Source organism: Sorangium sp. So ce119 (assembly GCF_051524405.1).
In the GTDB taxonomy this organism is placed as follows: domain Bacteria; phylum Myxococcota_A; class Polyangia; order Polyangiales; family Polyangiaceae; genus Sorangium; species Sorangium cellulosum_G.
On the sequence record NZ_CP150310.1, the window covers coordinates 9,149,364 to 9,172,846 of the forward strand.

Here is a 23,483-nt window from a genome sequence, read left to right on the forward strand (position 1 = left end):
TCAGAGAGCGACAAGCAACGTGCTGCCCACCGATCCTCCCGTCCGCCGGGGGGGTGAACGAGCCGACGAACAGGAGTCGCTTCTTATCCGTCATTTCCGAGCAACAACATACATCTACGCGGTTCTCTCCAGCAAGCTTGGGCCCCGACGCCCACCGCTGCGCCCCTTCCTACGCGAGCCCTTGACACGCGAGCTCGCTCGGTCACCGCGGAGGACCGCGGACGTCGGAGCGCTTGCGGACCCCGCGGCCGGCGCCATCGACCCCCGGATGACACCTCGACGGAGGGAGCGCTCCCGATAACTGCAGAGCTCGCCGCGGAAAGGACGCTCCTCCAGCATGTCGAGCCGCGCCCGATTCCGCCTCCTTCCGCTGTGTCACGCAGGCCCCCGTACAACCTGGTTGACAGGCTTGGCCCGGCGCCCTACAAGGTCCCCAACCCTAACGCATACGTAAGGGTCAGGGTCCCCGCGATGACAATCCGGCACCATCTCCCCGTCGCCCACGAGGCCCGCGAGCAAAGCATCGGTGGGCCCTTCGCGTCCAGCACGTCCCGAGCGGACGCACCGCTGGGGGCGCCCGACCCCGCCGAGGAGGAGGACCGCCTCCTTCAGGTGGGGGACATCGCCAAGGCGACCGGGAAGACGGTGCGGGCCATCCACCACTACGAGGAGGTCGGGCTGCTCAGGCCGCACGCCCGCTCCAAGGGGCGCTACCGGCTCTACGACAACGCGGCCCTCACGCGGGTCCGGTGGATCGGCAAGCTCCACGACCTCGGCCTGTCGCTGAGCCAGATCCAGCAGATCGTCTCGACGTGGGAGTCGTCCTCGTCGGCCCCCGGCGCGATGTCGCGGATCCGGGACGTCTACCAGCAGAAGCTCGAGGAGGTGCGAGAGCAGATCGCGCACCTCGAGACCCTCGAGCACGAGCTCATCGCGAGCCTGGCCTACCTGGACACCTGCGAGACGTGCGATCCGGCAGAGCTCGTGGCCGCCTGCACGCACTGTAACCTCCACGACAAGAGCCAGGCCGAGCCTGAGCTCGTCGCCGGGATCCGCGGCGGCAATGGGCATTGCCGCCAGGGCTCGAATCACCGCTGAACGAGAACACCATGGGTATCCAACTTCCGATCTACATGGATTATCACGCGACGACGCCGGTCGATCCGCGTGTCCTCGACGCCATGCTGCCGTACTTCAACAGCAAGTTCGGCAACGCCGCGAGCCGGAGCCACGTCTTCGGGTGGACGGCCGAGGAGGCGGTGACCCACGCGCGCGAGACGCTCGCCAGGTTCATCGGCGCCTCGAACCCCAAGGAGATCATCTTCACCTCGGGCGCGACCGAGAGCGACAACATCGCGATCAAAGGGGTCGCCGAGTTCTACAAGGACAAGGGCAACCACATCATCACGAGCGTCATCGAGCACAAGGCGGTGCTCGACACCTGCAAGCGGCTCGAGAAGCAGGGCTACGAGGTCACCTACCTCAAGGTCGACAAGTACGGGATGGTCGATCCGGACGACGTCGCCAGGGCGATCACCGACAAGACGATCCTCGTCTCGATCATGCTCGCCAACAACGAGGTCGGCACGATCCAGCCCATCGCGGAGATCGGCAAGATCACGAAAGCGAAGGGCATCCTCCTCCACAGCGACGCGGTGCAGGGGGTCGGCAAGATCCCGTTCAACGTCGAGCAGATGGGGGTCGACCTCGCGTCGGTGACGGCCCACAAGATCTACGGCCCGAAGGGCATCGGCTGCCTGTACGTGCGCCGGTCGAAGCCGCGCGTCCGCATCACCTCGCAGATGGACGGCGGGGGACACGAGTTCGGCATGCGATCCGGGACGCTCAACGTGCCCGGCATCGTCGGGTTCGCCAGGGCGGCCGAGATCCTCCTCCAGGAGGGCGAGGCCGAGTCGGCGCGCATCCTCTCGCTGCGCGAGCGGCTCCGGAATCGGCTCTGGACCGAGCTCGACGCCATCCAGCTCAACGGCTCGCCCGATCGACGGCTGCCGGGCAACCTCAACGTGTCGTTCAGCTTCGTCGAGGGCGAGGCCATGATGATGGCGATCAAGGACGTGGCGGTCTCCAGCGGCTCGGCGTGCACGAGCGCCAGCCTGGAGCCCTCGTACGTCCTCCACGCGATGGGGATCGGCGACGACCTCGCCCACTCCTCCATCCGCTTCGGGCTCGGGCGCTTCACCACCGAGGAGGAGGTCGACTACGTCGCCGACCTCGTGATCCGGAAGGTGAACAAGCTGCGCGACATGTCGCCGCTCTACGAGATGCACAAAGAGGGGATCGACATCAACAGCGTGCAGTGGGCGGCCCACTGACGAGCGGCGCGCAGGCGCCCCTCCGTCAGGTCAAGGTTTCAAGAGAAGAAGGGAACGGTCGAGGAGAGAGCCATGGCATACAGCAACAAGGTCATCGAGCACTACGAGAACCCGCAGAACGTCGGGACGCTCGACAAGAACGACGACCACGTCGGCACCGGGCTCGTCGGCGCTCCGGCCTGCGGCGACGTCATGCGCTTGCAGATCAAGGTCGGCGAGGGCGGCGTCATCGAGGACGCGAAGTTCAAGACGTTCGGCTGCGGATCGGCCATCGCGTCGTCGTCGCTCGCCACGGAGTGGCTGAAGGGCAAGACGATCGATGAGGCGGAGACGATCAAGAACAGCATGATCGCCGAGGAGCTCCACCTGCCGCCGGTGAAGATCCACTGCTCGGTCCTCGCCGAGGACGCCATCAAGAGCGCGATCGCCGACTTCCGGGCCAAGCAGCAGGCGAAGAAGGCGATCTCCGGCGCGACGGCGACCACGGGGAGCCCGGAGAGCGCCGCGACGGCGAGCGCGGAGTAACAGCGCCGGTCCTCCGGGCGGAGGCCGCCCACGGCACCGGAGAGGAGCAACGCGATGCAGAGCAACGAGGAGACGACCACGACCACGGCGGCGGACAGCGGGAGCTACCCCGCGCCGGTCGCGACGGCGGACGCCGGGCACGCGCACGACGGCGGCGCGCCGGGCGGGGCAGAGGCCAAGGCGAAGCGGACGCTCGCGGTGAGCGACGCCGCGGTCGAGGCCATCCGGGGCCAGCTCGCCAAGCGCGGCACGCCCGAGGGCGCCATCCGGGTCGGCATCCGCGGCGGCGGCTGCTCCGGGTTCTCCTACGTCATCGAGTTCGACGACCGGCCACCCCGGTCCGGCGATCTCGTGCTGGAGTTCGCGGAGCCGGGCAAGGCCACGGTGCGCGTCCTCTGCGACAAGAAGAGCATCATCTACCTGAGCGGCTCGGTGCTCGACTGGGAGAAGACGCTCATGTACCAGGGCTTCAAGTTCAAGAACCCGCAAGAGGCGACGCGCTGCGGCTGCGGGCACTCGTTCACGGTGGCCTGAGCCGGCCGCCGCTCGCGCCCGCCCCCGCCGCCGAGGCGCCTCCCCCGAGCACGTCATGACCGATCCCTTCGATACCCTGGGCGTCGAGCCTCGGTTCGACCTCGACCTGCGCGCGCTGGAGCAGCGCCACCGCGATCTCTCGCGCGCGCTCCACCCGGATCGCTACGCGGGCGCGCCCGCGGCCGAGCGGCGGCTCGCGCTGGGGCGCGCGATCGAGGCGAACGACGCGCTGCGCGTGCTCAGGGATCCGATCCGCCGGGCCGAGGCGCTGCTCCAGCGCGCGGGGCTCGCGCGGGGCGAGGAGGCCGGGCAGAAGGCCTCCCCCGCCCTGCTCATGGAGATGATGGAGTCGCGCGAGGAGCTCTCGGAGGCGGCGAAGCGGAGCGACAGCGCGCGGATCGCGCGCCTCGGCGAGGCGATGCGGGCGCGCGAGCAGGCGAGCCTCGCCGCGATCCAGGGCGCCTTCGCGGCCGCAGGGGGCGATCCCGACAAGCTGAAGGGCGTGCTCGCCTTGCTGAGCGAGCTCCGCTACATCCGGCGCTTCCTCGATGAAGTGAGCGCAATCGAAGAAGAACTCACGGTTCAGACATGACCCTCCTCGAGATTTTCGACCCCAAGGCCAGGCCAAGCCCGATCGGCATCGATCTCGGGACGACGAACTCGCTCGTCGCCCGCGTGCGTGACGGCCGCCCGATGGTCATCGACGACTGCAACGGAGAGCGCCTCGTGCCGTCGGTGGTGCACTACGACGAGCGCGGCAACGCCATCGTGGGCCACAGCGCGCGGCGGCTCGCGCAGGGCCACCCCCGCGAGACGATCGTCAGCGTGAAGCGCTTCATGGGCCGCGGCGCGAACGACCCGGAGACGCGGCGGCTCGGGCCGTACGAGTTCGTGGAGCCGAAGGGCGCCGAGGACGCGAAGAGCGTGCGCTTCAAGGTGCGCGAGCAGGTCGTGACGCCCGTCGAGGTGTCGGCGGAGATCTTGAAAGAGCTCCGCACCTCGGCCGAGCGCGAGCTCCGGTCCGTGGGCGGCGCGGTGATCACGGTGCCGGCCTACTTCGACGACGCGCAGCGGCAGGCGACGAAGGACGCCGGCCGGCTGGCCGGGCTGGAGGTGCTGCGCCTGCTCAACGAGCCGACGGCCGCGGCGCTCGCGTACGGGCTCGACAAGCAGCAGAACGGGCTGTTCACGGTGTACGACCTCGGCGGCGGGACGTTCGACATCACCGTCCTCCTGCTCGACAACGGGGTGTTCCAGGTGAAGTCGACCGGGGGCGACAGCGCGCTCGGCGGCGACGACATGGACCGGGCGCTCGCGGAGCGGCTGCTCGCGGAGATGGGGGCGACCCGGCGCACGCCCGAGGTGGTGCGGCTCGCGCTCGACACGGCCCGCAGCATCAAGCACGCGCTGACCGACGCGGAGCGGGTGGAGATCGAGCTGCCTGTGCAATCAGGCGGCCACGGCGAGGCCGGGGCGACGGGCGGCGCGGCGTCGAAGGTCGTCACCGTCACGCGCGACGAGCTCGACGCGCTGATCGCGCCGCTGCTGGAGCGCACCGGCGTCGCCTGCCGCCGCGCGCTGCGCGACGCGGGCGTGGAGGCGCGGGACGTCGACGGCGTGATCCTCGTGGGCGGCGCGACGCGCGTGCCGTACGTGCGCGAGTACGTGGCGAAGCTGTTCGGCAAGGAGCCGCTCAAGGACATCGATCCGGAGGAGGTCGTCGCGCTGGGCGCGGCCATCCAGGCCGACATCCTGGCCGGCTCGATGGAGCGCGCGGACGAGGTGCTGCTGCTCGACGTGCTGCCGCTGTCGCTCGGCATCGAGACGATGGGCGGCGTCGCCGAGAAGATCTTGCCGCGGAACACGACGATCCCGGCGGGGGCGCGGCAGGTCTTCACGACCTACGCGGACAACCAGACCGGGTTCGACCTGCACATCGTGCAGGGCGAGCGGGAGCTCGCCGTCGACTGCCGGTCGCTCGCGCGCTTCGTGCTGAAGGGGATCCCGCCGATGCCGGCGGGCATGGCGCGGCTCGAGGTGACGTTCCGCGTCGACGCCGACGGCCTGCTCGGGGTGACCGCGCGCGAGCTGACCACCGGGGTCGAGCAGAAGGTCGAGGTCAAGCCGAGCTACGGGCTGACCGACGAGGAGGTGGAGAACATGCTCCTCGCGGCGCTGGATCACGGGGAGGAGGACCTGCTCAAGCGGCGGCTCGTCGAGGCGCGGGTCGAGGGCGAGCGCGTGTCGATGGCGACGCGCAAGGCGCTCTCCGCCGACGCCGACCTGCTCGGGCCGGGCGAGCGCGAGGCGATCGAGGGCGCGCTGAGCGCGCTCGACGCGGCGATCCGCGGGGACAGGCCGGGGCTGATCCAGGCGCGCACGGAGGCGCTCGACGAGGCGACGCGCGCGTGGGCGGGGCGGCGGATGGACCGCGCGGTGGCCCGGGCGATCGCGGGCAAGCAGGTCGAGGACGTCGAGGCGACGGTCGCCGCGGCGAGGGGCGTGGACGCGCACCTGGCCGAGCACGCAGGGAACGACGCGAGCCGCGCGCCGGCCGAGGCGGGCGGCGTGAGCCAGCCATCGGCGGGCGTGGAGGCGAGGAGGAGCTGATGGCCAAGGTCCGTTTTCTGGCGCATGGCCGGGCGTGGGAGAGCGAGGTCCCGGTGGGCTCGACCGTCCTCCAGGCCTCGAAGGCCGTGGGCGCCCCCGAGGGCGACGCGTGCGGCGGCGTCTGCGCGTGCTCCACGTGCCACGTCTACGTCACCAAGGGGCGCGAGCTCCTCAGCGAGGCCGAGGAGGACGAGGAGGACATCCTCGACAAGGCCTTCGACGTGCGATCGACCAGCCGCCTCGGCTGTCAGGCGAAGATCCTGAGAGACGGCGACATCGAGGCGGAGGTCTCCCGGGAGAGCCTCGACGCGTTCTACAACGAGCACCCGAACGTGAAGGATCCGCGCAAGGCCTGAGCCGTCCGCGCGCCCGCCCGAGCGGGCTGGGCGCGCCGGCCTAGGACGGCGGCCTCACCTTCGCCGTCGGCGGCTTCGGCTCGCGCGGCGCGGGCGGCGGATTGCGGAGCTTGTCGAGCTCGGTGCGCGCCTCCGTGGTGATGCGGCGGGCGATGTGGGCGAAGGCGGAGGCGGCCTCCCTGGCCGGCGGCGTCGAGAAGATCGCGACGAGGTGCTGCGCGGCCGTCTTCCTGCCGATGGGGACGAGGAAGAAGGTCAGGGCGGCGAGGAGGAACACGACGCCGTTCGTGAGGCGCTTGAAGAAATCGCCGACCACAGGCGCCGAGGGTAGAGGGTGCGCGCGGCCGGGGCCCAGTTCTCGGGTATTCAAGCGCACGCGCTGGACCGCAAAGCGCGCTGCGCGGCCGGACCGCCCCATGCTCTTCACCCCTTGCCGGCGCGCGGGGGGCTCACGACAAACGAAGCGCGCGGTTCGGGTGGAGGCGCCTGGCCGCAGAGGCCGATCGCCCCGGCTCCGCCGCAGGATCGGCGCGATCGCCCGCTCGAGACAAGGAGGGGAGTGACATGGTCAAGCCTGTTCTATTGACGACGATGCTCGCAGCGTTCCTGTCGGCCGCGACGGCGGCGCAGGGGCAGGACGCGACGGGAGGGCAAACCACCCAGGCCGGCAAGGCCACGCTCAGCAAGGCGGATCGGGAGTTCGTCGAGGAGGCGGCGCTGGGAGGGCTCGTGGAGGTGCGGCTCGGGCAGCTCGCGCAGCAGCGGGCCGGGAGCCCGGACGTGAAGAGCTTCGGACAGCGGATGATCGACGACCACTCGGCCGTGAACAAGCGGCTCGCGGAGCTCGCGCAGCGCAAGGGCGTGCTCGTGCCCAAGGAGCTCGATCAGAAGCACCGCGAGAAGGTCGACGAGCTGTCCAAGAAGGCAGGGGCCGATTTCGACCGCGCGTACACGAGCGAGATGGTCGACGACCACGAGAATGACATCAAGGCGTTCGAGAAGGCGTCGAAGGAGGCGAAGGACGCCGACCTGAAGAGCTTCGCCGCCGGGACGCTCCCGAAGCTCCGGGAGCACCTCGCGCAGGCGAGGCAGATCCACGACAAGGCGAAGGGGAAATAGCGGCGCGAGGGCGCCGGTGGCGCGCGGCGAGCCGGCCCGAGCGCCGGCCGCCCGCCGGCTTCGCCGCGCGCGGCGCCGACGGGCTCAGGCTCAGGCGACGCCGCGCGCCGCGCGCTGAGGCGCCTCCGCGGGCGGCGGGGTCGTCCTCGACCTCGCCGCGCCGCGGACGGGCGCGAGCCTGGCCTTGAGCTTCTGGTAGGCGGCGACGTCGACCGGCTCGCCCCGGACCCAGGCGCGGAGGAACGGCGCCACCGCGGGCTCCCACGAGGTCGAGAGGCGCAGGGCGAGGAACTCGCCGTAAAGCGCGGTGAAGAGCGTCTCGAGCTCCTCGATGAGGTACATGCGCTCGTAGAACTGCTCGTCGGCGGCGTCCTTGACGACGCTCGGGATCTTGACGCCGGAGAGCGCGAACGCGTCGGCGTTGAAGAGGAAGGCATACTCGAGCTCGCCGCGGGTGACGCGGACGCGCGCCTGCGAGGGGAGCTTGCCCTGGCGCAGGGCCTCGTGGGCCTCGGGGGCGCTGCTCGGCGCCGCGCCCTTGAGCCGGCTCTGCTCCTTCTCCTGGACGAGCGTGATCTGCCCCTCGAGCCAGAGCTCGCAGGCGCCGAGGGCGTCCAGGGAGAAGCGGCCCTCGAAGAGCTCGCTCTCGAACCAGAGCCAGACCAGGAATTCACGGCCGACGAAGCGGCGCTGCTCGATCAGCTCGGCGAGGCCCACAGGGCACCTCCAGCGGTGGAATCTGCGTGAAAGACGGTGGGCTTGAGGAGCTCGAAGGCGGTCTGCTGCTCGCTCGTGAGGCCGAGCTCCCGGGCGGCCGTGTAGGGGCTCTCGGGCACGAGATCGAGCTCGAAGGTGTCCTCGAAGAGCTCGGCGAGCCCCTCGTGCGCGCGCGGCGACTGGTTCCAGAACCGGACGACGCCGGCCTCGAGGTTCCAGGAGAGGTCGACGACCTTCATCACCGGCATGAGCTGCGCGCGGAGCTTGCGCGACACGACCGCGCGGAGCTCCTCTTTCTCGCGCCGCCCGAGCTTCTCGCGCCCGCGCTTGGCGAGGTGCTCGCGCTCGGCCTCGGCGAAATGCGCCTTGAAGAGGGCCGAGGGCACCTGCCAGCGATCGGTCCTGAGGCCGAGGTTCAGGTAGGAGTTGAAGAAGATCTTGCCGTGATCGAGCTCGCAATCGAGCGGGTTCTCGATGGAGCACCACCCGGCGCGCTGCTCGGCGTCCTCCTCGACCGTGAGCGGCCGGAACGCGCGGAGCTGGATTCGCTCGACGAACCTGTCCCGGAACCCGTCCGGCAGGTCGCCGCGGACGTAGAACTTCGAGAATGAGATGGATCCTTTGAGTGCGCCCAAACGATCGTCCTTTCGTCTCGTGAGGGCACGGAGGTAGCCGAGCGGATCCGGGGGGTCAAAAAAACCGGACCGGGGTTCCGGGAGGGCCCTGGAGGGGCCGCGGCGAGGCGCGATCGGGATCGGGGTTCGGGCTGTCAGAGCGGCTCGGCCAGGGGCGGACGCAGCCAGCGGCCCGAGAGCGGGCCCGTGAGGTAGTAGCGGTAGCGGAGGAAATAGGGGTGCTCGTCGGGGCCGCAGAACATGACGGTGGACCGCAAGAAGCGGCCGAAGGCGTCGGTGTCGGACGCAGCCGAGAGCCTGTGGCCGATGGCCGGTCTGGATGTCGCGGGGAAGAGGGCGGGCGCGCCCGCCGAGAACCCGCTCGGCAGCGCGCACGGCGCGGGCAAGGCGTGACGCGGTCTGGATGTGGCGCTGTCGGGGTCCGGAGCGGAGGCCTCCGTGGCCTCAACGTCGGTCGGCGCGGCCGGCGCGGCGGAGGCCTCCCTGGCCTCAACGTCGGTCGGCGCGGCGGAGGCCTCCCTGGCCTCAACGTCGGTCGGCGCGGCGGAGGCCTCCCTGGCCTCAACGTCGGTCGGCGCGGCCGAGGCTGTCGGCGCGGCCGAGGCTTCCCTGACCTCAACGTCGGTCGGGACCGCGTCGCAGCCCGCCACGCCCTGCACCGAGCAGAAAAGAACCAGCCCCGACAGCGCGCCCCCGCTCGCCCTGGACACCGTCACGACTCCGTCCACACGGTAAATTGGCACCGGCGGTCATCGCCAGCGCGCCGCCAGGGAGGAGCAACCGCGATGCCGCCACGCCCGCGCAATCGCGGCGCGGTGGGCACCCCGGCGGACAGCTCGGACGGCCGGCTCTCGGAAGCTGATCAGACGTTGAAGAGGAAGTGCGTGACGTCGCCGTCCTGGAAGACGTAGGTCTTGCCCTCGACGCGCAGCTTGCCGGCGGCGCGGATGGCGGCCTCGGTGCGGTGCTCGACGAGGTCGTCCACCTTGTAGACCTCCGCCCGGATGAAGCCCTTCTCGAAGTCGCTGTGGATGACCCCCGCCGCCTGCGGCGCCGTGGACCCCACCGGGATCGTCCAGGCGCGGATCTCCTTGGGACCCGCCGTGTAGTAGCTCTGGAGGCCGAGGAGCCGGTAGGCCTCGCGCGCAAGCGTCGCGAGCGCCGGCTCCTTCATGCCGAGGCTCTCGAGCATCTCCTTGCGCTCGTCGGGCGCGAGCTCGTTGAGCTCCGACTCGAGCTTGCTGCAGACCGGCACCACGCCGCTGCCCTCGGAGGCCGCGCGCTCGCGCACCTTCGACGCGAGCGGGCCCGTGCCGGAGACGTCGGACTCGTCGACGTTCGCCACGTAGAGGACCTTCTTCGCCGTGATCAGGCCGAACGTCTTCACGACCTTCCGCTGCTCGTCGTCGAAGGCGAGCCCGCGGACGGGCTTGCCGGCCTGGAGCGCCTCGAGGCAACGCTCCATGAGCGCGATCTTGGGCAGGAGCTCCTTGTCACCCTTCGCTTGCTTCCGCGTGCGCTCCAGCATCCCCTCGAGAGAAGCGAGGTCGGCCAGCATGAGCTCGGTCTCGATCGTGTCGATATCGCGAAGCGGGTCGACGCCGCCGTCGACGTGGACGACGTCGGCGACCGTGAAGCAGCGGACCACGTGGAGAATCGCATCCACCTCGCGGATATGACTGAGGAATTTGTTTCCCAGCCCCTCGCCCGTGCTCGCGCCGCGCACGAGCCCGGCGATGTCGACCACCCGCACCATGGCGGGGATGATCTTCTCGGTCTTGATGTACTTCGCGAGCGTGGTGAGCCGGTCGTCAGGGACAGGGACGGCGCCGATGTTGGGCTCGATCGTGCAGAACGGGTAGTTCTGCGCCTCGGCCTTGGCGGCCGTCAGCGCGTTGAACAGGGTGCTCTTGCCCACGTTGGGCAGTCCGACGATGCCGACCTCGACGCTCATGGCGCGCACGTCTAGCACAGGCCGGGTCGCGCGGCCCGGCTCCCTGGTAGAGCGGCCTTAAGGACATCCCCGATAGGCGCGGCAGCGTGAGCGCCGCGATCTGGGGCGCGGATCACGCCGCTCGGCCGCCGTAGGCGCAACCTCGGTCGGCTTCCTCCGTAGGCGCAACGTCGGTCGGCTTCCTCCGCCGACGCAACCTCGGTCGGGTGCCGGGCTCAACCTCGGTCGGCGGGTCGGGTCGCCGGTGGCTCAACCTCGGTCGGGTCGGTTCAACCTCGGTCGGGTCGATTGATGACCACCACTCACAGATCCTCGTCTTCCAGCGCCGATTGTGCCCGGCCACGACCGGATGCACTTCTGGACGCGCAACGGGACCTCCTGCCGGTCCCGGAAGAGGAGAACGCCATGCGTGCCGTAGGACTCCACCGTTATCTTCCGATCAACCACCCCGAGAGCCTGCTCGACCTCGAGCTCCCGGAGCCGACGCCGGGGCCGCGCGACCTGCGCGTGCGGGTGCGCGCGGTGGCCGTGAACCCGGTGGACGTGAAGGTCCGCGCCCCGAAGCCCAAGGTCGAGGACCCGCCGCGCGTGCTCGGCTGGGACGCCGCCGGCGTCGTCGAGGCGGTGGGCGCGGACGTCGGCGCGTTTCGACCGGGGGACCAGGTCTACTACGCGGGGAGCATCGCGCGGCCGGGCAGCAACGCCGAGGTGCACCTCGTCGACGAGCGGCTGGCGGCGCGGATGCCGCAATCCCTCGGCTTCGCCGACGCGGCGGCGCTGCCCCTCACCTCGCTGACCGCGTGGGAAGGGCTCTTCGAGCGCCTCGGCGTCGACCGCGACGGGCGCGACGCGGGGCGCTCGGTGCTCGTCATCGGCGGCGCCGGCGGCGTGGGCTCGATGGTGGTGCAGCTCGCGAAGGCCGCAGGGCTGCGCGTCGTCGCCACCGCGTCGCGCGAGGAGAGCCGGGCGTGGGCGCGCGACCTCGGCGCAGACCACCTCGTCGACCACCGCGCGCCGCTCCGCCCGCAGCTCGAGGCCGCGGGGCTGCAGCACGTGGAGCTGATCTTCAACACGCAGAGCACCGAGGCGTGGTGGGACACGATGGCGGACCTCGTGGCGCCGCTCGGGCGCATCGTGGGGATCGTCGAGACGTCCGGGCCGCTCGATCTCGGGAAGCTCAAGTCGAAGAGCGCGAGCTTCGCGTGGGAGCTGATGTTCACGCGAGCGCTCTACGAGACGCCGGACATGGCCGCGCAGCGGGAGATCCTCGCGCGCGTGGCCACCTGGGTGGACGAGGGGCGGCTTCGCACCACGCGCCGCGAGCACCTCGGCCCGATCAACGCGGCGAACCTGCGCGCCGCGCACGCGCGCATCGAGTCGGGGCAGGCGGTGGGCAAGGTCGTGCTGGAGGGGTGGGGCTGACCGCGAGGTCTGCGGCGGCATCCGCGAAGCGGGGGCGCGCATCAGGCAAGCTCGGCCGCGCCCTCCCGTCGCGCCCTACAGCGCCTGCTGCGTCGAGCGCGAGGGCTGTGCGTTCGGGAGGCGCTGCTACGCTTGCGATGACATGGCCGAGCCCACGTGGAAGAAGCTCGTCGACCAGCTCAAGAGCGAGGGGCACAGGAGCCCTTACCTCGACCGCCTCCGTCAGCGCCTGCCCACCTCCGGCCCCGCGGACCTCGCCGGCGAGATCCTCCGGGAGATGGCCTCGGCGCTCGGGAGGTCCGAGGACAAGATCAACGTCGCGCTGCTGGAGCTCGAGCTGCAGGGCAAGGCGCTCGACGAGCTCGCCCGGAGCGAAGGCGCGGGCCCGGGAGAACGTGCGGCGCGGGTCGCGGCCTTCAACCGGCAGCGGGAGGCGGCCAAGCAGGCGGTCTGGGAGCTGCGCGTGCACCGGGAGGCGCTCGGGTTCCGGCGCAACGACGACCTCGCCGAGCTGTACCCCATCCCGCCGAAGCGCGCGTAGCCGCCGCCGGTCATCCGAAGAACGAGCGGACGGCGGCCGCCACACGGTCGATCTCCTCGTCCGTGAGCTCGGGGAAGATGGGGAGCGCGAGCGTCTCGCGCGCCGCGGCCTCGGCGACCGGGAGCGAGCCGGCCGGGGGGCCGAGCGGCGCGAAGCAGGGCTGGAGGTGCAGCGGCGCCGGGTAGTAGACCTCGGCGCCGATGCCCCGCTCGGCGAGGAAGCTGCGCAGCGGGTCGCGCCGGGAGCCGTCCTCGAGGCGGATGACGTACTGGTTGAACGTGTGCCCGGCGGAGCCGGCGCCGGGCAACACGACGGGCAGGCCCGCCCCGCCGAGGAGCGCCGCGTACCGCGCGGCGTGGCCGCGGCGCCGCGCGAGGAGCGCGCCGACGTGCGGGAGCTTGCGCCGGAGGAGCGCCGCCTGGAGCGCGTCGAGCCGGAAGTTGCCGCCGACCAGCGTGTGGTGGTGCTTCCTCGGAGCCCCCTGGGCGCGCAGCGACCGGACGCGCTCGGCCAGATCGTCGCGGTCGGTGGTCACGAGCCCGCCGTCACCGAAGCCGCCGAGGTTCTTGGTCGGGAAGAACGAGAAGCACCCCATGAGCCCGAGCGCGCCCGCGCGGCGGCCCGCGCGCTCGGCGCCGAAGGCCTGGGCCGCGTCCTCGATGACCGGCAGCCCGCGGCCACGCGCAGCCGCGAGGAGCTCGTCCATCGGGGCGCAGTCGCCGAAGAGGTGGACCGCGATGACGGCCCGGGTGCGCTCGGTCAGGACACGCGCCACGGAGGCGGGATCCACGTTGAACGAGCCGGGGAGCACGTCCGCGAAGACCGGCCGCGCGCCGGTGCGGTGGACGGCGCCCGCGGTCGCGAAGAACGTGTACGCGGGGCACACCACCTCGTCGCCCGCGCCGATGCCGAGCGCCATCAGCGCGACGAGCAGCGCGTCGGTGCCGGACGAGACGCCGATGGCGTGCCGGACGCCGAGGTACGCGGCGCACGCCGACTCGAACGCCTCGACCTCCGCCCCGAGGATGTACTGGCCGCTGCGGAGGACCGACTGGAACACGGCGGAGAGCTCGTCCTGCATGGCGAGATCGCCACGGGCGCGGTCGAAGAAGGGGACGGGCGGCGGCGTCATTCGTCGATGTCCTCCGCCGCGGGGAGGTCGCGGTAGCGGCGCACGGCCGTGGCCCGGGGCGCGGGGAGCGGCGCGTCCTCGTCGAGGTCGAGGCAGCGGACGACGTCGCCGCGGCGCTCGTAGCGGTAGCCGCTCTCGGGGCAGCGCATCAGGCCGTCGCTCGAGGCGACGAGCTTGTGGCCGTGGCGGCTCATCCACCCGGTGCGCCGGGCCGGTACGCCGGTGACGAGCGCGTAATCGGGCACGTCGCGGGTGACCACGGCGCCGGCGCCGATGAAGGCGTGGCGCCCGATCGTGACGCCGCAGACGACGGTGGCGTTGGCGCCCACCGTGGCGCCGCGGCGGATGCGCGTCCTGTCGAGGAAGGCGCGGCGGTCGATCTGCGCGCGCGGGTTGATGACGTTGGTGAGCACGGCGGACGGGCCGAGGAACACGTCGTCCTCGACGAGGGTGCCGTCGTAGACCGACACGTTGTTCTGGATCCGGACGCCGTCCCCGATGACGGCGCTGCCCGCGACGAAGACGTTCTGCCCGAGGACGCAGGCACGGCCGATCCGCGCGCCCGCGGAGACATGGCAGAAGTGCCAGATCTTCGTCCCCTCGCCGACGTCGCAGGGCTCGTCGATGCACGCCAACGCGTGCGCGAAGAACGGCCTCCCGGGCTGGCTCATGGCGCGGCCTCCGCGGACGGCGCGCGGCCCGGGGCGCCTTCTCCCGGCCCGGCCGGCGGCGCGGCGCGCGTCGGGGGCGCGGGCGCGGCCCAGAGCCCCCAGGCGCCGCGCGTCTCGAGCGGCGGGCCGGCGAACGCGCTCACGGACGGCCTGACGCGCCCGATGAGGTAGGCCGCGCCCACATCGGCGGCGCGGCGCGCGAGCGACGCGGGGTCGTCGAAGCTCGACCGGACCGGCGGATCGCGCGGGTCGATCGAGCGATCCGGGTGCGCGTCCCCGGGGCGGCCCAGCGCGGCGAGCGTGGCGAGGTGGCCATAGTCGATGACCTCGACGAGGACCGGCGCGGCGGGGGGCGTGAGCTCCGCGGCGGCGCGGCCGATGGCGACCTCGTCGGTGCGCGGGTTGAAATGCTCGCGGCGCAGGTGGGGCCGGAAAACGACCCCGACGAAGAGCACCACCAGCAGCGCGCCGCCGAGCGCGCGCCGCGCCCCGCTCGAGGCGCCGCGGAAGGCGCGCGCGGTGAGATCCCCGACGGCGAGCGCGAGCAGGAGCAGCGCGAGGAGGGTGGCGCGCTCGGGGTGATGCGTGGGGGCGCCGTCGCGCACGAGGGCGAGCGAGAGCGCCGCGATCTGGAAGGCGGCGACCGCGCCGGGGAGCGCGTAGGGGAGCGCCGCGCGGAGGAGCGGCGGGAACGCGCGGGGCGCCCGCGCCCCGCGCGCGGAGGAGCGGCGGGCGCGCCAGGCGACGAGGGCGAGGGCGATGGGGCTCAGGAAGAGCTCCGGCTCCTCGCGGACCATCGCGGCGGGGTACGCGAAGAGCCGCAGCAGGCTGCCATCACCGCCCGGGCTGACCGCGTTGCGGTAGGCGGCGACGCGGGCCAGGAAGTGCAGCGCCTCGCCGTGGGCGACGCGGTTCCACGCGATCCACGCCGCGGGCCCGGCGAGGGCGACGAGCGCCGCGAGCGCGAGCTTCGCCTGCGCGGCGCGGCCCTGGCCGAGGCGGGCGGCCGCGAGCAGCGCCAGCGCCGCGAAGGCGACGGCGACGGGCCATGGCTCGTACCGGGACAGCGTGGCGAGCACGAGCGCGAGCGCGCCGAGGAGCGCGCGCCCGGCCGGCGGCGCGGGCCCGGCCGGCGGCGTGACGAGCGAGGCTACCGCGAACAGCGAGAGGGCCGCGGCCGGCAGCTCGGGGACCGTCGCCACGCCGAGGCACGCGCTCCAGGGGAACGCGCCGGCGAGCAGCGCGCCGGCGAGCGCGGCGCGGCGGTCGCCGGTGATCCAGCGCGCGGAGACGTAGACGAGCGCGGCCGACGCGAGGCCGAGCGCGAACGCGACGGCGCGGGCGACGTCCAGGGTCGGCGCGAGGAGGAGGAAGAGCGCGCCGTTGAGCCAGAAAGGGACAGGGAGCCAGCTCGTCCCGGTCGGGTCGAGCTGAGGCGCGTGGGCCCACGCCTGCGCGAGGACCACGCGCGCGAAGTCGTCGTCGCTGACGGCCCGGAAGCCGAGCGCGAGGACCAGCGCGGAGACAGCAGCCTTGGCGAGGGCGACGAGGGCCAGGTCGCGCGCGAAGGGGGCGGCGGAGGCCGGTGCCCCCCCCATGGACGACCCGTCGTCGAGCGCCCCGCCCGCTTCCCTCCCCGGCGCGGGAGCGGGCCGTAGCACGCGCGCCTACTTCTCCTGGGATCGCTCGAACTCGCGCAGCTCGCGATCGCCCGCCGAGGAGAGGTAGGCGAGCGACACGCTCGTCGCCATGAAGACGGCGGCGCAGACGGCCGTGAGGCGGGTCATGAAGTTGCCCGCGCCGCGGCCGCCGAACACCTGCGCCGTGGCGCCGCCCATGGCCGAGCCCATCCCGCCCCCGCGCCCCTGCTGGAGGAGCACGACGAGGATCAGGAACAGGCAGACGAACACGTGCACGATGTTGAGGAGCGTGTGAAGCATCGGCGTCTTTCTGCTGGGAGATTCTGGCCCGCGCGGCGGGCCCGGGGGCAACCTCGGCTGGAGGGCAGGCCGGCGCTCCCGCGGTGAGGCGGGAGCGGCCCGCGATCTACCCCTGTTCCGCGCGCTCCGCCAGTCGGTGCGCGGCATCGACGATCTTGGCGAAGCCGGCGGCGTCGAGCGAGGCCCCGCCGACGAGCGCGCCGTCGATGTCGTCCTGGGCGAGCAGCCCCTCGGCGTTGTCGGCCTTGACGCTGCCGCCGTAGAGGATGCGCGTGACGGAAGCGAGGTCCTCCGAGGCCTTCGCGAGGAGGCCGCGGATGAACGCGTGCACCTCCTGGGCGTCCTCGGCGCGCGCGACCTTGCCCGTGCCGATCGCCCAGACCGGCTCGTAGGCGATGACGCCGAAGCCGGGCTGCTTCGCGAGCTCGTCGAGGAAGGCGCGGACCTGGCGCTCGACCACGGCGAGCGTGTCGCCCGCCTCGCGCTCCTCGAGCGTCTCGCCGACGCAGACGATGGGCCGCAGCTCGGCGGCGATCGCCGAGGCGACCTTCCGGGCGACCGACTCGTCCGTCTCGGCGAAGAGCTGCCGCCGCTCGCTGTGGCCGAGGATGACCCAGGTCGCGCCGGCGTCCTTGAGCATGCCCGAGGAGATCTCGCCGGTGAACGCCCCGGAGAGCTCCGGGCTCATGTTCTGCGCCGCGATGCCGACCTCGCTCTTCGCCTCCGCGAGCTCGTGCGCCACGGCGGCGATCGCCGTGAACGGCGGGGCGACCACCACCTCGGCCCGGGTGAGCTCGCGGGTCGCCTTGGCGACGGCCGCCGCCAGGGGACAGGCGTCCTGCCCACCGGCGTTCATCTTCCAGTTGCCGGCGATGAGCGGACGACGCGAGGCCGCCCGCGGGGCGGCGCCCGTGTCTTCGGGCGTGCCCCCGTCGTTCACGGGCTTCACTCGCTCACCTCGGACAACCGGAGCGCCTCGACGCCCGGCAGCCGCTTGCCCTCGATGAGCTCGAGGGAAGCGCCGCCGCCGGTCGAGATGTGGTTGAAGCCGCGGGCGATCTCCTCGCCGGCCACCTTGACGGCCGCCGCGCTGTCGCCGCCGCCGACCACGGTGAAGCCGGGCGCATTGCTCATGATGCGCGCGACGTCGAACGTGCCCTTGGAGAAGGCCGGCGTCTCGAAGAGGCCCATGGGGCCGTTCCAGAACACCGTCTTCGACTTCTCGATCGCCTTGCCGAAGAGCTCGACCGAGCGCGGCCCGATGTCGAGCGCCATCGTGCCCTCGGGGATCGCGTCGACCGACGCGGAGTCGCCCTGCGTCGCGTCGATGCCCGAGGCGACGACCACGTCGACCGGCAGGAGGAGCTGGATGCCCCGGTCGCGCGCCTTGCTCATGATCGTGCGCGCGAGCGGGAGCTTGTCCTCCTCGATGCGGCTCTTCTGCACGTTCTTGCCCTGCGCGGCGAGGAAGGTGTTCGCCATCGCGCCGCCGATGCACAGGGTGTCGACCACGTTGAGGAGCGCCTCGACGACGTCGATCTTGTCCGAGACCTTGGCGCCGCCGAGGACGGCGACGTACGGCTTCTCCGGGCGATCGACGAGCCGGCTCAGCGCCTTCAGCTCCTTCTGCAGGAGGAGGCCGGCGGCGCGCTCGCGCATGAGGCGCGGCAGCGCGTGCACCGACGCGTGGGCGCGGTGCACGGCGCCGAAGGCGTCGTCGACGTAGACGTCGCAGAGCTCGGCGAGCTGGCGCGCGAAGGCCTCGTCGTCCTGCTCCTCCTCCGGGTGGAAGCGGAGGTTCTCGAGCAGGCAGATCTGGCCCGCCCGGAGGTCGTAGATGACCTTCTTGGGCGAGTCGCCGACACAGTCGTCCGGCAGGTGGACCTCGTAGCCGGTGAGCTCACTGAGCCGCCCCCCGCACGGCTCCAGCGAGAGCCCCTCGGTCTTGCCCGGCTTCGGGCGGCCGAGGTGCGACGCGAGGATCACCTTCGCGCCCGCTTCCATGACGAGCTTGATCGTCGGGATCGCCTCGCGGATGCGCGAGTCGTCCGTGATCTTGCCCGTCTTCTTGTCGAGCGGGACGTTGAAGTCGACGCGGATGAAGACGCGCTTGCCGCTGAGGCCGGCGGCGTCGCCGGCCTGGGCAAGGTCCTCGACGGAGCGGATTCCGGTGAGCTTCACGGCGCTATACGCCCTTCTTCGCCACGAGCTGCGCGAGGTCGATCATGCGGTTCGAGAAGCCCCACTCGTTGTCGTACCACGAGAAGATCTTCGCGAAGCGATCGCCCAGGACCGAGGTCATGGTGGCGTCGAACGTGCTGGACGCGGGCGAGCCGATGAAGTCGCCGGAGACGAGCTCCCGCTCCGTGTAGTTGAGGATGTCCTTCATCGGACCCTGGTCGGCGGCCTGCTTCATCGCGGCGTGGATGCTCTCCTTCGTGATCGGCTTCTCGGTCTCGAGGGTGAGGTCCACGAGCGAGACGTCGACCGTGGGGACGCGGATCGCGAGCCCGTCGAACTTGCCCTTGAGGGCCGGGATGACCTCGGAGAGCGCCTTCGCGGCGCCGGTGCTCGAGGGGATCATGTTGACCGCGGCGGCGCGGGCGCGGCGCAGGTCGCCCTTGCGGTGCGGGATGTCGAGCAGGTGCTGGTCGTTCGTGTACGAGTGGACCGTCGTCATCAGGCCGCGGACGATGCCGAAGTTGTCGAGCATCACCTTGGCGATGGGGGCGAGGCAGTTCGTCGTGCAGGAGCCGCACGAGATCACCGTGTGCTTCTGCGCGTCGTAGAGCTCGTCGTTCACGCCCATGACGACCGTGAGGTCGTGGCCCTTGGCCGGCGCGCTGATGATCACGCGCTTGGCGCCCGCGTTCAGGTGGCCCGCGGCCTTCGCCTTGTCCGTGAAGAGGCCCGTGCACTCGAGGACGACGTCGACGCCGAGGCTCTTCCACGGCAGCTCGGCCGGATCCTTCAGCGCGAGGACCTCGATCTTCTGATCGCCGATGCTGATGTACTTGTCGCCGGCGCCGACCTTCGCCGCCTTGAACTCGCGGTGGATCGAGTCGTACTGGAAGAGGTGAGCGAGGGTCTTCGGATCCGTCAGGTCGTTGATGGCGACCAGCTCGAGATCCTTCACGCCGCGCTCGACGAGCGCGCGGACAATGCAGCGTCCGATGCGTCCAAAACCGTTAATTGCGATCTTCGTCGCCATCACGAACTCCTGGGAAAGTGGCCGGGCGCGATACGTAGTCACCTCGCGCGCGACGGTCAAGCAAAGCCTCAGCGCGCGCGCCGCGGGCGATGAGAGGGGCCTCTCGCCGGGGCGTCGTGCGCCGGCGCATCGCGATTCGGCTGGTTGGGCGTGGCGCTCGATCGGGCGACGAAGCGTCCGGCCGAGCCAGGTGTTCGGTAGGGTGCGGCGCGCGGCCGAGCAAGGAGGCGCTGGCGGATGGTCGCGCGCGCCTCGGGGCGGGGCAGCGCCGGACTTCGTGGCTACTGAGCGCTCACGAGCTGGGCGAGCTTCTCGTAGGTCGTGAGCCCGACCTGCTGCTTCACCTTGTTGCCGCCCTGGAACAGGATGCAGGTCGGGACGGAGCGCACGCCGTAGTCCTGAGCCAGCTTGGGCGCCGCGTCGATGTCGAGCTTGCCGACCTTCACCTTGCCCTGGAATTCGTTCGCGAGCTTCTCGACGAACGGCGCGAGCGCCTTGCAGGGTCCGCACCAGGTGGCCGTGAAATCGACGAGCACGGGGATGGGAGATTGGAGGACCTCGGATTCGAAGTTCTCCGAGGTGAAGGTGTGGACGTTCTGGCTCGCCATGGTTGTCTCCGTCAGTGCCGCGCTGTTCAGGTTCGGGGCCGCGCGCTCGCGCGCCGGGCGCGCGACCCGCCCCCCCACCGTTGACCGAGGCTGCTCCAGCCAGTCGGCCCGATGCAGAGCGAACGCCCTGTCGGGAAAGGAAAGTAACTGGCGCGCATGCCTCCGGCAAGCGACCGGATGCGCGCCTCGCGGAGCCTTCCGCCCGCGCGATCGCTCTGATAGATGATCGCCCGGCGCGGATGTCGTCGGACGAGACCACCCCGAAGCACCTCCGGCGCCCGCGGGCCCGCGGCGCTACCGCGGCGGCGGCCACGACGATGACCGACGGCTACGACGTCGAGGAGACGTGGCGGCAGACGGGCAGAGCGCTCGTCGTGCCGCTCGATCGCGCCCTCACGCTCTCCGCGCTGCGCGCCGCCCACGCGCGGCTGTCCGAGGTGGCCGAGCGGCAGGGGCTCGCGATCGTCGAGGAGCCGCTGTTCGGTCTGAAGGGCGATCCCGGCGCGGATCCGCCGCACCGGTGGGCCTACGAGGCCGTGCTCCCGATCCGGGGCGCGGCCAGCTCGGAGGGCGACGTGACGGTCGCGCGCATCGAGGGCGGGATGCACCTCGCCGCGACCACGCCGCGCGGCCTCGACGACCTGGCGCGCCTGTACGGCCACTTGCTCGGGAGCCTCCTCCCCGCCAGGAAGCAGCGCCTCGTGCGACCGTACCTCCTCCACCGGGCGCGCCGCCTCGCCGACGGCCAGGCGCGCGCGCCCGGCGAGCCTCTCGCCGTCACGGTCTACGTGCCGGCGGTGCTCTCGATGGATCCGGTGCCGATGCCGGCCGACGAAGCGGAGGCCTGAGCGCAGACGGACGCCCGCGGCGCTGCGCGAGGCGCAACGAGGCGTAGATCACGCGCGCGAGCGTCCGCCCGCGCCGCGCCGAGCCACGATGGCCCCCCGAACCCTCATCATCACGCCGACGTACAACGAGCGAGACAACCTCGCCGCGTTCGTGAGCTCCGTGCTCGCGGCGGTCCCGGGCGCGCACGTGCTCGTCGTGGACGACGCGTCGCCGGACGGGACGGGCGCGCTCGGCGACGAGCTCGCCGCGCGCGACGGGCGCGTCCGCGTGCTACACCGCCGGGCGAAGCTCGGCCTCGGCACGGCCTACCTGGAGGGCTTCCAGCGCGCGCTGGACGGCGGCTACGACGTCGCGTTCGAGATGGACGCCGACCTCTCGCACGACCCGGGCCACCTGCCCGCCTTCCTCGACGCGATCGCCCGGGGCGCCGACGTGGTCCTCGGCTCGCGCAACATGCCGGGCGGCGGCGTGGAGGGCTGGGGACTCGGGCGGCACGTGCTCTCGAAGGGCGGCTCGCTCTACGCGCGCACGATCCTGGGCGTCGGCGTCCGCGACCTCACGACCGGCTACAAGGCGTTCACGCGGCGCGCGCTCCTCGCGCTCGATCTCGGGAGCGTGCGCTCGAACGGCTACGCCTTCCAGATCGAGACGACCTACCGCGCGCTCCGCAAGGGGCTCCGCGTGATCGAGGTGCCGATCGTGTTCGTCGACCGGCGCGCGGGCCACTCCAAGATGAGCCGGCGGATCTTCGCCGAGGCGATCGTCGAGGTCTTCCGCCTGCGGCTCGACGCCGCGCTCGGGCGCATCTGAGCGCTCGCGCCCCGGCACGGCTGCGGCGGGCACGGGCGGCGCTCAGCGCTTCGCCGTGCGAGACGGCCGCGACGCGGTGTCCGACCGGGCCCGATCGTCGGCCTTGGGGTCGTCGAGCTCGTCGAGATCCTCGAACTCGTCGTCCAGGTCGTCGTGGAAGCGCGAGCGCCCGGCGGGCTCCTGCTCGTCGACGCGCACGCGCGCCCTGGCGCCGTGGCCCTGCTCGGCGGCGTCGGGCGGCGCGGGGCGCCCGCGGACCGCGCGCATGGCCCGGAGCAGGGCGAGCTCGGCCACGCGGCCGGCCCTGCGCACGTTCGGCGCGGCCTCCTCGCGCAGCACCCGGCCGAACACCAGCGAGAGCAGCGTGAGCACCGTCGGGACGATCACCCCGAGCGCGAGGCCGACCGCGATGCGCGCGACGGTGAGCCCGAACATCGCGCCCACGAGCGGCAGCCCGTCGAGACCGCGCCAGGGCGTCGAGCGCCCCTCCTGCCGGCGCGCGCGCTGCTCCTCCTTGCGCGCGCGCCGCTCGGCCTTGCGCGCGTCGCGGTACACCTTGCGCGCGTCGCGGTACGCCTTGCGCGCCTCGCGCTCCGTGGCGCCCGCGGCGGCGTGGCCGGCGCGCGGGCGCTCGGGCGGCGCCCCGCCCGCGTCGAGCTCCGCGAGGAGCGGCGCGATGCGCGCGGCGCGGCGCTCCGGATCGGGCTCCAGCATCGCGGAGAGCGCCCGCACGAGCCGCGGGTCCGCGCGGCCGCCGAGGGCCGCGGGCACGTCGATCGCGAGCCCCCGGTGCGGCAGGTTCTCCGGCTCCTCGCCGGTCAGCAGGCAGAGCGCGGTCGCGCCGACGGCGTAGACGTCCGACGCGGGCAACGCGCGGCCCTGGAACTGCTCCGGCGCCATGTACCCGAACGTGCCGACCACGGTGCTCCCGCCCTCGGGGCGCAGGCGATCGCGGACGGCCCCGAAATCGACGATCGCGAACGAGCCGTCGGGCCGGCGGATCACGTTGTTCGGCTTGATGTCGCGGTGAATCACCGGCGGCGCGCGCCCGTGCAGGTAATCGAGCACGCCCGAGGCGTCCCGCAGGAAACGGACGATCTCGTCCCGGCCGAGCACCGCGCGGCGGCGGCGCACCGCGCCCAGGCTCTCGCCGTCGATCTTCTCCATCACGAGGTAGAGCGCTCCGTCCTCCTCGAAATGGTCGATGTAGGCAGGCAGGCTGGGATGCGAGAGCGACGCGAGCACCCGCGCCTCGCGCTCCGCGAGCTCCACGCCCTTCCAGCTCGAGGCGCCGCGGATCTGGAAGCGCTTGATCGCGACGAGCTTGCCGACCCGCTTGTCGACGGCCTCGAGGGTGTGCCCCTGAGCCCCTTCGCCCAGGGCGCGCGTGATCACGTAGCGCCCGTCGCGCAACGCCTGGCTCGGCTCGGCACTCATGGCGGCAGCGAGGGTACACCGCCCGGGAAGCGGCACCAGCGCAAAGCCGGAGGACGGCGCCCGCGCGCGCTCGTCCGGG

At 72.2% G+C, this 23,483-nt stretch carries 25 protein-coding genes and 1 pseudogene; 13 read left to right on the top strand and 13 right to left on the bottom strand.

Annotated features, from left to right (window positions below):
• The first annotated feature begins 471 nt into the window (after positions 1–471).
• The 7 genes and pseudogenes from WME76_RS34495 to WME76_RS34525 all read left to right on the top strand — a co-directional run bounded on the left by WME76_RS34495 (position 472) and on the right by WME76_RS34525 (position 6,358).
• On the top strand, positions 472–1,098 hold the full coding sequence (locus WME76_RS34495; protein ID WP_437956456.1) for a MerR family transcriptional regulator: 627 nt from the start codon (positions 472–474) through the stop codon (positions 1,096–1,098).
• Positions 1,099–1,115: 17 nt separating this feature from the next.
• Positions 1,116–2,333: an IscS subfamily cysteine desulfurase gene (locus WME76_RS34500; RefSeq protein WP_437962188.1), complete on the top strand. Its 1,218-nt coding sequence runs from the start codon at positions 1,116–1,118 to the stop codon at positions 2,331–2,333.
• Between the two features lie 72 nt (positions 2,334–2,405).
• Positions 2,406–2,789 (top strand): annotated as a pseudogene (iscU, locus tag WME76_RS34505) (Fe-S cluster assembly scaffold IscU); the annotation flags it as partial.
• Between the two features lie 123 nt (positions 2,790–2,912).
• The gene (locus WME76_RS34510) at positions 2,913–3,392 is read left to right on the top strand and encodes a HesB/IscA family protein (protein WP_437956457.1); all 480 of its coding nucleotides are present in this window, start codon (positions 2,913–2,915) and stop codon (positions 3,390–3,392) included.
• 55 nt (positions 3,393–3,447) lie between these two features.
• Positions 3,448–3,984 carry a Fe-S protein assembly co-chaperone HscB gene (hscB, locus tag WME76_RS34515; RefSeq protein WP_437956458.1) on the top strand — a complete coding sequence of 179 codons (537 nt, stop codon included), beginning with the start codon at positions 3,448–3,450 and terminating at the stop codon, positions 3,982–3,984.
• Complete coding sequence (hscA, locus tag WME76_RS34520; protein WP_437956459.1) at positions 3,981–6,002, top strand: Fe-S protein assembly chaperone HscA; 2,022 nt, start codon at positions 3,981–3,983, stop codon at positions 6,000–6,002. The genes hscB and hscA overlap by 4 nt, the downstream gene beginning before the upstream one ends.
• On the top strand, positions 6,002–6,358 hold the full coding sequence (locus WME76_RS34525; protein WP_437956460.1) for a 2Fe-2S iron-sulfur cluster-binding protein: 357 nt from the start codon (positions 6,002–6,004) through the stop codon (positions 6,356–6,358). Before hscA ends, WME76_RS34525 begins: the two co-directional genes overlap by 1 nt.
• A 40-nt stretch (positions 6,359–6,398) precedes the next feature.
• On the opposite strand, the gene WME76_RS34530 is transcribed toward WME76_RS34525, so the two are convergent.
• Positions 6,399–6,674 carry a hypothetical protein gene (locus WME76_RS34530; protein ID WP_437956461.1) on the bottom strand — a complete coding sequence of 92 codons (276 nt, stop codon included), beginning with the start codon at positions 6,672–6,674 and terminating at the stop codon, positions 6,399–6,401.
• A gap of 248 nt (positions 6,675–6,922) precedes the next feature.
• On the opposite strand from WME76_RS34530, the gene WME76_RS34535 reads away from it, so the two are divergent.
• Positions 6,923–7,477, top strand: a complete 555-nt coding sequence (locus WME76_RS34535) for a DUF4142 domain-containing protein (protein WP_437956462.1) — start codon at positions 6,923–6,925, stop codon at positions 7,475–7,477.
• Positions 7,478–7,567: 90 nt separating this feature from the next.
• Here WME76_RS34535 and WME76_RS34540 read toward each other — a convergent pair whose 3' ends face one another.
• Positions 7,568–8,194 (bottom strand): hypothetical protein, encoded by a 627-nt coding sequence (locus WME76_RS34540; protein WP_437956463.1) that lies wholly within the window; start codon positions 8,192–8,194, stop codon positions 7,568–7,570.
• The gene (locus WME76_RS34545) at positions 8,176–8,829 is read right to left on the bottom strand and encodes a hypothetical protein (RefSeq protein ID WP_437286453.1); all 654 of its coding nucleotides are present in this window, start codon (positions 8,827–8,829) and stop codon (positions 8,176–8,178) included. The genes WME76_RS34540 and WME76_RS34545 overlap by 19 nt, the downstream gene beginning before the upstream one ends.
• Before the next feature lie 240 nt (positions 8,830–9,069).
• Here WME76_RS34545 and WME76_RS34550 point away from each other — a divergent pair, with 240 nt between their 5' ends.
• The gene (locus WME76_RS34550; protein ID WP_437956464.1) at positions 9,070–9,222 is read left to right on the top strand and encodes a hypothetical protein; all 153 of its coding nucleotides are present in this window, start codon (positions 9,070–9,072) and stop codon (positions 9,220–9,222) included.
• Between the two features lie 469 nt (positions 9,223–9,691).
• Here WME76_RS34550 and ychF read toward each other — a convergent pair whose 3' ends face one another.
• On the bottom strand, positions 9,692–10,783 hold the full coding sequence (gene ychF / locus WME76_RS34555; RefSeq protein ID WP_437956465.1) for a redox-regulated ATPase YchF: 1,092 nt from the start codon (positions 10,781–10,783) through the stop codon (positions 9,692–9,694).
• 405 nt (positions 10,784–11,188) lie between these two features.
• Here ychF and WME76_RS34560 point away from each other — a divergent pair, with 405 nt between their 5' ends.
• The gene (locus WME76_RS34560; protein WP_437956466.1) at positions 11,189–12,205 is read left to right on the top strand and encodes a zinc-binding alcohol dehydrogenase family protein; all 1,017 of its coding nucleotides are present in this window, start codon (positions 11,189–11,191) and stop codon (positions 12,203–12,205) included.
• A 142-nt stretch (positions 12,206–12,347) separates the two neighbouring features.
• Positions 12,348–12,746, top strand: coding sequence for a hypothetical protein (locus tag WME76_RS34565; protein ID WP_437956467.1), 399 nt, complete (start codon positions 12,348–12,350; stop codon positions 12,744–12,746).
• A gap of 10 nt (positions 12,747–12,756) precedes the next feature.
• Here WME76_RS34565 and WME76_RS34570 read toward each other — a convergent pair whose 3' ends face one another.
• The 8 genes from WME76_RS34570 to trxA all read right to left on the bottom strand — a co-directional run bounded on the left by WME76_RS34570 (position 12,757) and on the right by trxA (position 20,308).
• The gene (locus WME76_RS34570) at positions 12,757–13,878 is read right to left on the bottom strand and encodes a DegT/DnrJ/EryC1/StrS family aminotransferase (RefSeq protein WP_437956468.1); all 1,122 of its coding nucleotides are present in this window, start codon (positions 13,876–13,878) and stop codon (positions 12,757–12,759) included.
• A complete protein-coding gene (locus WME76_RS34575) occupies positions 13,875–14,549 on the bottom strand; it encodes an acyltransferase (protein WP_437956469.1) in 675 nt (224 codons plus the stop codon). Before WME76_RS34575 ends, WME76_RS34570 begins: the two co-directional genes overlap by 4 nt.
• On the bottom strand, positions 14,546–16,210 hold the full coding sequence (locus WME76_RS34580; RefSeq protein ID WP_437956470.1) for a hypothetical protein: 1,665 nt from the start codon (positions 16,208–16,210) through the stop codon (positions 14,546–14,548). The genes WME76_RS34575 and WME76_RS34580 overlap by 4 nt, the downstream gene beginning before the upstream one ends.
• A 6-nt stretch (positions 16,211–16,216) precedes the next feature.
• Positions 16,217–16,489: a preprotein translocase subunit SecG gene (secG, locus tag WME76_RS34585; RefSeq protein ID WP_437286461.1), complete on the bottom strand. Its 273-nt coding sequence runs from the start codon at positions 16,487–16,489 to the stop codon at positions 16,217–16,219.
• 106 nt (positions 16,490–16,595) lie between these two features.
• Complete coding sequence (tpiA, locus tag WME76_RS34590; RefSeq protein ID WP_433937838.1) at positions 16,596–17,429, bottom strand: triose-phosphate isomerase; 834 nt, start codon at positions 17,427–17,429, stop codon at positions 16,596–16,598.
• 5 nt (positions 17,430–17,434) lie between these two features.
• Positions 17,435–18,670, bottom strand: a complete 1,236-nt coding sequence (locus WME76_RS34595) for a phosphoglycerate kinase (protein ID WP_437956471.1) — start codon at positions 18,668–18,670, stop codon at positions 17,435–17,437.
• Positions 18,671–18,674: 4 nt separating this feature from the next.
• Positions 18,675–19,700: a type I glyceraldehyde-3-phosphate dehydrogenase gene (gene gap / locus WME76_RS34600; RefSeq protein ID WP_061619323.1), complete on the bottom strand. Its 1,026-nt coding sequence runs from the start codon at positions 19,698–19,700 to the stop codon at positions 18,675–18,677.
• Between the two features lie 281 nt (positions 19,701–19,981).
• A complete protein-coding gene (gene trxA / locus WME76_RS34605) occupies positions 19,982–20,308 on the bottom strand; it encodes a thioredoxin (RefSeq protein WP_437286464.1) in 327 nt (108 codons plus the stop codon).
• A gap of 239 nt (positions 20,309–20,547) precedes the next feature.
• On the opposite strand from trxA, the gene WME76_RS34610 reads away from it, so the two are divergent.
• Together WME76_RS34610 and WME76_RS34615 are read left to right on the top strand one after the other, a co-directional pair.
• Positions 20,548–21,156, top strand: coding sequence for a hypothetical protein (locus WME76_RS34610; RefSeq protein ID WP_437956472.1), 609 nt, complete (start codon positions 20,548–20,550; stop codon positions 21,154–21,156).
• An 88-nt stretch (positions 21,157–21,244) separates the two neighbouring features.
• A complete protein-coding gene (locus tag WME76_RS34615) occupies positions 21,245–21,967 on the top strand; it encodes a polyprenol monophosphomannose synthase (RefSeq protein WP_437956473.1) in 723 nt (240 codons plus the stop codon).
• 42 nt (positions 21,968–22,009) lie between these two features.
• Here WME76_RS34615 and WME76_RS34620 read toward each other — a convergent pair whose 3' ends face one another.
• Positions 22,010–23,404, bottom strand: coding sequence for a serine/threonine protein kinase (locus WME76_RS34620; RefSeq protein WP_437956474.1), 1,395 nt, complete (start codon positions 23,402–23,404; stop codon positions 22,010–22,012).
• Positions 23,405–23,483: the final 79 nt, after the last annotated feature.